The organism is Paraburkholderia sp. EB58 (assembly GCF_050436665.1).
Taxonomy (GTDB): Bacteria; Pseudomonadota; Gammaproteobacteria; order Burkholderiales; family Burkholderiaceae; genus Paraburkholderia.
This window is the reverse complement of the sequence record NZ_JBNDMQ010000029.1, coordinates 115,287-123,659: the sequence shown is the minus strand read 5'-3', so window position 1 is coordinate 123,659 and position 8,373 is coordinate 115,287. Positions and strand designations below refer to the sequence as shown.

The window sequence follows — 8,373 nt, the reverse complement described above, 5'->3', positions numbered from 1 at the left end:
AAGTCTTACCCATGGCTGAAAGAGCCTCGTCACATCGCACGCGAGCGCATCCGAAAATATGGGCACGCGCCACGGGCTTAAGTAAGTGCCATTCGTCCTAGGCTGGGTAAGCAGGGGCGGGTTGAGCCACCCCTCGATAGGGTGCGGGGCGGCGACAGTGTGCGGATAAGAGGGGGCGGAGACGTGAATTAAGGCTGCGGCGCGTCGTCAGGCTCCGGCGGGCGAAAACGCGCCTGCACTGCCACGAGCTGATCATCGGAGGTGGCCACCAGCCACAGACGCGCACGCTCCACCTGCAGGCGGTTATGGTCCTTCAACGAGCCCATCGACACAGCGGTTTTCCAGGCCACCGGCGCAACGCGGCTCGTCCTGCCTGACGGTGTGCCGACCAGCAACGCGTACGGGCCGAGTGGCAGCGAGACGAGCGGCAGCGCAGGCTTCACGCGTACCCGCCAGTCGATGAACGGCATATCGCTGAACAGGAGCGGCGCAGGCAAGCCGTACAGGACGGTGAAGTCATACAGCGCGAGATGTTCCCGCATACCTGCATACATGCGCCGGATATCGGCGACGACCGCGGCGCGGATCTCGTCGTCGAACATCGCTTCTTCCGCATAGCGGGCTTGCGCCTCCTGGGCATCCTGTTGATAGGCGCTGAAAACCGCCAGTTCCATGCAGTCTTGCGCCGCGCGCTGCACATCCGCGGGCGACCCCGCTTCGTCCGGTTTGCCCAGTTGGGCCGCGCGCAGGAAGCGGTCCAGCGCGGCCTCACGGATCACCGGGCCTTCAACCTTGGGGTCGTCGACGGCGTCTTTGCCGAGCGGCACGTAAAGGTACTTTTCAGCGGCGAAGCGCGACTTCTTACCGTCGTCGAACTTGACTTCGCCATTGCTGCAGTCGAGATAGCGCGTGCCGATTCGGCCATGCTCCCATACGAAGTTCTTCAACATGGGGCGCAACGGATGCAGCGTCTCGCGTTCGGTCATGGACAACTCCAGTGCCTCGGTTGGGTTCAGCGGAGGGCGTATGCCGCCGCTGCTTCGGGTCTCATCATGGCACGCTCGCTGGAGCTTCGCGAGCGGTTTAGCGCGTGACTTTCGCCGCTAACGCGCTTGCGTCAGATCCTGCTGCAGCCGCTCCGGCAGATAGGCACGATCGCCGAGCAACTCCTCGCTTGCCTGGGCGAACCGCTCGATCAGAAAATCCAGCAGCGCACGCACCCGCGGCGCCATATAGCGGTTGCCATGAAAGAGCGCATGCACCCCGGCTTCGCTGGTGCTCCAGTCCGGCAGCAGAATGGTGAGCGCGCCGGCGCGCACGTCCGCGGCGATATCCCAGATGGACTTGTGCGCTATGCCATGGCCGGCGAGCGCCCACGCCCGTACCAGCGCGCCGTCGTTCGTCTCCCAGACCTGCTCGGTGGGCACGCTGTAAGTCACGCGCTCGGCGTCCTGTGCAAAGTGGAATTCGTTCTGCAGGCCGGCCGCCGTCACCAGCAGGACGAAGCGATGCTGCGCGAGATCCGCCGGCGTCTTGGGTTCGCCATACCTCGCCAGATAGTCCGGCGCGGCACACAGCACGCGACGGTTCGGCGCAAGAGGGCGGGCGACAAGCGTGCTGTCGAGCGGCCGGCCAAAACGGATCGCCAGATCGATGTCCTCCTGCAGCAGGTTCGACACCGAATCCGACAACGTGAGCGCGTAGCTCACTTCCGGGTGCAGCCTGCTGAATTCGTCGAGCCAGCGGTATAGCAGGTTGCGGCCAAAGTCCGAGGTGGCCGAAATCCGCACCTTGCCGCGCACCTGGTTTTGTCCCGCTTGCAGCGCGGCTTCGGCATCTTCAATGGCCTGCAAGGCGATGCGGCAGTGCTGCAGGTAAAGCCGCCCCTCGTCGGTGACGCGCAACTGGCGCGTGGTCCGCTCGAACAGGCGCGCATGCAATGAGGCCTCGAGCTTGAGAAGCCTGGCACTCGCGGCAGCCGGCGAGAGACCCAGCTTGCGGCCGGCCGCCGACAGGCTGCCGAGCGCCGCCGCTTCCACGAATAACGCCATGTCGCCGAGTCGATCGGTAGCCATTGTCTGTGTGGATTTGAAAGTTATTCAAATGCTACGCCAATTATCAAAAGGGCGGCATCCACGCAGAATCCCATCATCGTTAATCTCTCAAGGAGACAAACATGAAGGACGCAACGGTGGTGGTGATCGGTGGCCTGTCGGGGATTGGCCGCGCAGTGGCGGAACGGGCGGCGGAGGAAGGCGCGCGGGTGATCGCAGTCGGCCGGCGTACAGCGCCCGCCGACTGGTCGAAGCAGATCGAAACGGCGACGCTGGATATCACCGACGAAGCAGCGGTGGAGCGTTTTTTCAGCAAGCTGGGCGCGCTCGATCATCTGGTGGTGACCTCCGGCCCGGTAATCGCTTCTTCCAGGTTGACCGACCTCGACGTCAGTGCCGCCAAAGACGCTTTCGACGTCAAGGTCTTCGGGCAATTGCGCGCGGCTAAACAGGCAGCGCGCTACATTGCGAAGACTGGTTCGATCACACTGACCTCCGGGCTGCTCGCACGCAAGGCGGTGCCGGGCGCGCTGGTGAAGGCGACCATGAATGCGGCCATCGAGAGCATGGGCAAGACGCTCGCCAAGGAACTGGCGCCGGTGCGCGTGAACGTGGTGAGCCCGGGCATGGTCGAGACCGGCATGTGGGGCGAGATGCCGGAGGCGGAGCGCAAGGCAATGGCGGCCAAGGCAGGCGGTGGCTTGCCGGTCGGACGTGTCGGCCAGACCGGCGATCTGGCGCAGGCCTACTGGTTACTGATGACCAACGGTTTCATGACCGGTGCGGTCGTCGATGTCGACGGCGGCGGTCTGCTGTAAATTCTAAGCGGGCTGGTCCCGTCACGCTTTGAGCGCACGCTGGCGCCCGGCCGCGTGCGTGGTTCATCTGCGGTTGAGTTGCGGCTTACCTGCGCTTACCTGCGGTTATCTGATAGAGAGGAAAGAACATGGATCTGCAACTGAAAGACAAGCTGGCGTTGGTCAGCGGCAGCACCGCGGGCATTGGCCTCGCCATCGCCACCACGTTGGCGCAGGAGGGTGCACGCGTGATCGTCAACGGCCGTTCGCAAAAGGCCGTGGATGAGGCGGTCGCGCAGTTGAAAGCGGCAACCGGCGCAGATGTACTGGGATTCGCGGGCGATCTGAGCAAAGCCGAGGCGGCTAACGAACTCGCGAAACGCTACCCGGATGTGCAGATTCTCGTCAACAACCTCGGCATTTTCGAGCCGAAGCCGTTCGAAGAGATTCCGGATGAAGACTGGCTGCGCTTTTTCGATGTCAACGTGTTGAGCGGCGTGCGTCTTGCGCGTCTCTTTTTGCCCTCCATGAAGCGTGCCAACTGGGGGCGCATCATTTTCATCTCGAGCGAAAGCGGCGTGCAGATTCCGGCGGAAATGGTTCACTACGGCGTGACGAAGACGGCGCAGATCGCGGTGGCGCGTGGCATTGCGGAGTCCGTCGCCGGCACCGGGATTACCGTCAATAGCGTGCTGCCGGGGCCGACCAAATCGCGCGGCGTGGGCGACTTCGTCGAGAGTCTGGCGAAGGCCGATGGCAAATCCGTCGACCAGGTCGAGAAGGAATTTTTTGAGCATGTGCGGCCGACGTCGCTCATCAAGCGCTTCGAATCGACCGAGGAAATTGCAACGCTCGTGGCGTATGTGGCAAGTCCGCTCGCTTCGGCGACAACCGGGGCCGCGCTGCGCGCCGATGGCGGTGTCGTGAAGAGCGCGTTTTAAAGTAGGTCCGACGTCCGCTCGTGGGATCATACGGCTTTCGCGAGGCGCGTACGCCTCGCGTGCCGAACGAAACGAAGCCAAACGGAGCGGACGAGATGATCGATGGACTGGTAGGTGGGCGGCTTTATGGTGAGGCCCAGATTCGCACGGGGCAGAACGGCAAGCGTTATGTGACATGCAAGGTGCGGGCCACCACCGGCGACGGCGACACGCTGTTCGTCAATGTGATTGCTTTCGACGATGAGGTCCAGACCGGCTTGCTGGCCCTGAGCGATGCGGATAACGTGGCGTTGAGCGGCGCGCTCACGCCGAAGGTGTGGACCGACAAGAACGGGCTCGTCAAGCCGGCGCTCGATATGGTGGCGCATGGGCTGTTGACGGCGTACAACGTGCGGCGCAAGCGTGCGGTGGTTGGCGGCCAGTCAACGGAAGAAGACGGCGCGCATCCGGATGACGCACTTTGAGCGCTACGCAAACCGCGATGCATTTGCCGCTTCCCGCAGATACTCGCCGAAACGCTCCGCCACCGGCTCCGCTTCGCCCGCCCGCCGCAACAGCAGCACTTCCGACTCGAGCGTATTGCCTTGCAAAGGCCGGTAACACACGCGCTCGTCATGCACCTGCCGCAGCGTGTACGGCACCAGTGCCACGCCCATCCCGAACTCGACCATCGTCACCACGGTCTGCCATAGCCGCGCCTCGTGCCGGATAAGCGGACTGAATCCCGCGCCGACACACTGCGCGATGATCAGATCGTGATAGTGCGGCGACACCGTGCGCGGAAACAGGATGAACGGCTCCTGCGCCAGAGCGCGCAGATCGATCTTCTTGCGTCTCGCGAGCGGATGATTCGCCGGCAGACAGCACAGGAACGGCTCTGAAAACACCGGCGTCGACACCACGTCCGCCGGGAAATTACCCCAGTGCGCGCAGCCCATGTCGATCTGCATGCGTTGAATCGCATGTACCTGCTCGCTGGTGTTCATCTCCTTCAACACGATCTCGACACTTGGATGATCGGTCTCGAAGCGTTTCACCGCATCGGGCAGGCCGCGATACAGCATCGAATTGACGAAGCCGATTCGCAGACGCCCGGCCAACCCGTGGGCCGAACGCACCGTAATGCGCTCCGCTTCGCTTGCCTGCAGCAGCAGGCGGCGCGCTTCGTCGAGCAGCACCTGGCCGGCATTGGTCAGCGCCACCGTCTTGTTGGTGCGCGCCAGCAGCTGCACGCCAAGCTCGTCTTCGAATTTGCGGATGTCGAAGCTCAGGGCTGGCTGCGAAATGAACAGACGTTTGGCGGCCCGGCCGAAATGCAGCTCTTCTGCGACGGCCACGAAGTAGCGCAGTTGCTTGAGGTCCACGGGCGCCTCCGAATGTCTTCAACGATAAATGCCATCTATCGTACCGGACAAATCCTGTATTAGACGATTATCGATCGCGCTCCTATGCTGCTTCTGCAATGACATGCCGTACATACATGCAGGAGACAACAGCGTGAGCAACATCGCCCATGAGCCGGCTATCGGCTCGTCCAATATCCCCGATAGCCGGGGCATCAATTTCTTCACCAGCGATCCCGACCTGGCCCCTTTGCTGAAACTGCACCTCGGCGACGCGCTGTATCGTCAGATGGAAGCGGAGTTGGCGCGGCTCGGACAACGCGCGTCCGACGACCTGGATGCGTGGGCCCTCAGTGCCGACAAGAACCCGCCGCAATTGCGCCACCGCACCCGGCGCGGCGAGGCCTTGCAGAGCATCGACAAACATCCGGATTACGTCGCGCTTGAACGGGTCGCCTACGCTGAACTCGGGCTGGCGTCGCTCAGCCACGTCGAACCCGCACCGCCGCCGCTGGTGAAATACGCGCTGACGTTTCTCTTCGTGCAGGCGGAATTCGGTCTGTGCTGTCCCGTCAGCATGACCGATTCGCTCACGCGCACGCTGCGCAAATTCGGCGCGCCGGAGCTCGTCGCGCGTTTCCTGTCGAGGCTTGTCTCGCGCGACTTCGACACCCTGTTTCAGGGCGCGATGTTCATGACCGAGCAGGCGGCCGGCTCGGACGTGGCGCGGATTGCCACGCGTGCTGCTCGTGAGACAGCTGCCAATGGAGAAGAGACATGGCGCCTCCACGGCGACAAGTGGTTTTGCTCCAATGCCGACGCCGATCTCGCGATGGTGCTCGCCCGTGTGGACGGTGCGCCGGCAGGCATCAACGGCCTCGCGCTGTTCCTGCTGCCTAAGACGTTGCCGGATGGCACACGCAACCGCTATCGCATCATCCGGCTGAAGGACAAGCTTGGCAGCCGGTCGATGGCGAGCGGCGAAATCGTGCTGGAAGGGGCCGAGGCGTACCTGATCGGCGAAGTGGGGCGCGGTTTTCATCAGATGGCGGACATGATCAACATGTCGCGCCTGTCGAACGGCGTGCGTGCCGCGGGCCTGATGCGCCGCGCGGTGACCGAGGCGCTGCATATTGCGCGCAATCGCGAAGCGTTCGGCCGCAAGCTGATCGATATGCCGCTGATGCAGCGTCAGTTGCTGAAGATGCTGCTACCGGCCGAACAGGCGCGCTCCATGTTCATGCAAATCGCATTGCTGCTCGCCAAGGCCGATGCCGGCGACCAGCAGGCGGCGAAGTGCGTGCGCATCCTCACGCCGTTGATCAAGTTCCGCGCCTGCCGCGATGCGCGCCGGGTGACCGGCGACGCGATGGAAGTGCGCGGCGGCACGGGCTATATCGAGGAGTGGAGCGACGCGCGGCTCGTACGTGACGCGCATCTCGGCTCGATCTGGGAAGGCACCAGCAATATCGTGGCACTGGATATCGCGCGTGCGGCGAAGCGTGACGGTGCGCTTGAACCGCTGCGGACGTATCTGCAGGATCTGCTCGGCTCGGCCGGTTTGCCTGCGGCGAGCCTAGGGCTGCTGCGCACCACACTGGCACGGGCCTGCGATGCGCTGATTAGCGTGGCGGATTCCGGTCAGGATGAGCTCGTGAGGCAAGCGGGTTCGGCGCTGTATCACGCGACGACCGCGGTGTTGATGGCTTGCGAAGGCGTGCGTCTAGCGCCCGACTATCGGCGTCTCGCGCTCAGTCATCTGGTGCTGCGGCACAAGCTGCTGCCCGTCGATCCGCTCGTGCTGCAGGCGGTGCGTGATGAAGCAGGCATCCTGGACGCGCTGGTCAAGGCGCGTGAAATCAGCCAGCAGGACGCCATGCAATTGTTGCCGATCGGGAGTGCGAAATGAGCAGCACCAACGGCATCAACGGTAGCCGTGCCGGCAACGCAACGCACGGTACCACTAGCAACCGCACACAACCTGCCACCTTCGGTGCACTGCAAGGCATCAAGGTGATTGACCTGAGCCGTGTGCTCGGCGGTCCTTACTGCACGCAGGCACTCGCGGACCACGGCGCGCACGTCATCAAACTCGAACCGCCCACCGGCGACGAAACCCGCGGCTGGGGGCCACCGTTTTTCGGTGACACCGCCTGGTATTTCGCCGGCGTCAACCGCAACAAGCAGGGCATCGCGGTCGATCTGTCCTGCGACGAGGGCCGCGCCATTCTCTGGAAACTGCTCGAAGACGCGGACGTGCTGGTCGAAAACTTCAAGCCGGGCACGCTCGCGCGCTGGGGGATGGACTACGAGCGCGACCTGCGCGCGCGCTTCCCGAAGCTGATCCACTGTGCGGTCTCCGGCTTCGGCCCTGACGGTCCGCTCGGCGGCTTGCCGGGCTATGACGCGGTGATCCAGGCGATGGCCGGTCTGATGAGCGTGAACGGCGAACGTGACGGCGAGGCGACCCGGGTCGGGCTGCCTATCGTGGATATGGTCACGGGCCTGAATGCGCTCGCCGGCATCCTGCTCGCGCTGGCCGAACGCAATGTGAGCGGCCGCGGCCAGTCGATCGATATCGCGCTTTACGACTGTGGCGTGTCGTTGCTGCATCCGCATCTGCCGAACTATTTCGGTTCCGGAAACACGCCGCAACGCAGCGGCAACGCGCATCCGAACATCACGCCCTACGACAGCTATCGCACGGCTACCGCGCCGATCTTTCTGGCGGTCGGCAACGATCGCCAGTTCGCGCGCCTGTGTGCCCATCTCGGCGCGCCGGACCTCGCGGACGATCCGCGCTTCGTCGACAACCGCAGTCGATGCGCGCATCGCGCCGAGCTGAAAACCGCATTGGAGGCGTTGTTGGCCACGCATGAATGCGAGCCGCTCGCGCGCGACCTGATGCAGGCAGGCGTGCCGTGTGGCCCGGTTCAGACGGTGGATGTAGTGGCGCGTCATCCGCATACGCTGCATCGGCAGATGGTGGTCGAGATCGGCGCTTACCGTGGCACGGCAACGCCGATAAAGCTGTCGCGCACACCGGCCACTTATCGAAGCGTACCGCCGTCGCTCGGCGGCGACACGCGTGCGGTGCTGGACACGTTGGGCATCGACGCCGCGACCCAGCAGCGCCTGTTCGAAGCCGGCGTACTGAAGGAGTGAACGCGCAGCGCGGCGCGCACGGACGATGATTGGCGACGGCACCCAGAGGCCGCGCCAGATGCGTCGAAGGCGC

General features: G+C 63.9%; 8 protein-coding genes. 5 read left to right on the top strand and 3 right to left on the bottom strand.

All coding sequences use genetic code 11. The features are described 5' to 3' along the window. Positions 1–188: 188 nt before the first annotated feature. Together P3T40_RS32490 and P3T40_RS32485 are read right to left on the bottom strand one after the other, a co-directional pair. The gene (locus tag P3T40_RS32490; protein WP_429271816.1) at positions 189–986 is read right to left on the bottom strand and encodes a hypothetical protein; all 798 of its coding nucleotides are present in this window, start codon (positions 984–986) and stop codon (positions 189–191) included. Between the two features lie 117 nt (positions 987–1,103). Beyond that, the gene (locus P3T40_RS32485; protein WP_429271815.1) at positions 1,104–2,075 is read right to left on the bottom strand and encodes a LysR substrate-binding domain-containing protein; all 972 of its coding nucleotides are present in this window, start codon (positions 2,073–2,075) and stop codon (positions 1,104–1,106) included. Positions 2,076–2,176: 101 nt separating this feature from the next. On the opposite strand from P3T40_RS32485, the gene P3T40_RS32480 reads away from it, so the two are divergent. The 3 genes from P3T40_RS32480 to P3T40_RS32470 all read left to right on the top strand — a co-directional run bounded on the left by P3T40_RS32480 (position 2,177) and on the right by P3T40_RS32470 (position 4,256). Further along, positions 2,177–2,872 carry an SDR family oxidoreductase gene (locus P3T40_RS32480; protein ID WP_429271814.1) on the top strand — a complete coding sequence of 232 codons (696 nt, stop codon included), beginning with the start codon at positions 2,177–2,179 and terminating at the stop codon, positions 2,870–2,872. Between the two features lie 128 nt (positions 2,873–3,000). Then, positions 3,001–3,792: an SDR family NAD(P)-dependent oxidoreductase gene (locus P3T40_RS32475; protein WP_429271813.1), complete on the top strand. Its 792-nt coding sequence runs from the start codon at positions 3,001–3,003 to the stop codon at positions 3,790–3,792. A 95-nt stretch (positions 3,793–3,887) separates the two neighbouring features. After that, complete coding sequence (locus tag P3T40_RS32470; protein WP_429271812.1) at positions 3,888–4,256, top strand: single-stranded DNA-binding protein; 369 nt, start codon at positions 3,888–3,890, stop codon at positions 4,254–4,256. A gap of 3 nt (positions 4,257–4,259) precedes the next feature. Here the strand turns inward: P3T40_RS32470 and P3T40_RS32465 are convergent, their stop codons facing one another. Then, entirely contained in the window at positions 4,260–5,156 is an 897-nt protein-coding gene (locus P3T40_RS32465) for a LysR family transcriptional regulator (protein ID WP_429271811.1), read from the bottom strand. 133 nt (positions 5,157–5,289) lie between these two features. Between P3T40_RS32465 and P3T40_RS32460 the strand changes: the two genes are divergently transcribed. Together P3T40_RS32460 and P3T40_RS32455 are read left to right on the top strand one after the other, a co-directional pair. Next, positions 5,290–7,044 (top strand): acyl-CoA dehydrogenase family protein, encoded by a 1,755-nt coding sequence (locus tag P3T40_RS32460; RefSeq protein ID WP_429271810.1) that lies wholly within the window; start codon positions 5,290–5,292, stop codon positions 7,042–7,044. After that, positions 7,041–8,300, top strand: coding sequence for a CaiB/BaiF CoA transferase family protein (locus tag P3T40_RS32455; protein ID WP_429271809.1), 1,260 nt, complete (start codon positions 7,041–7,043; stop codon positions 8,298–8,300). The genes P3T40_RS32460 and P3T40_RS32455 overlap by 4 nt, the downstream gene beginning before the upstream one ends. Positions 8,301–8,373 lie beyond the last annotated feature (73 nt).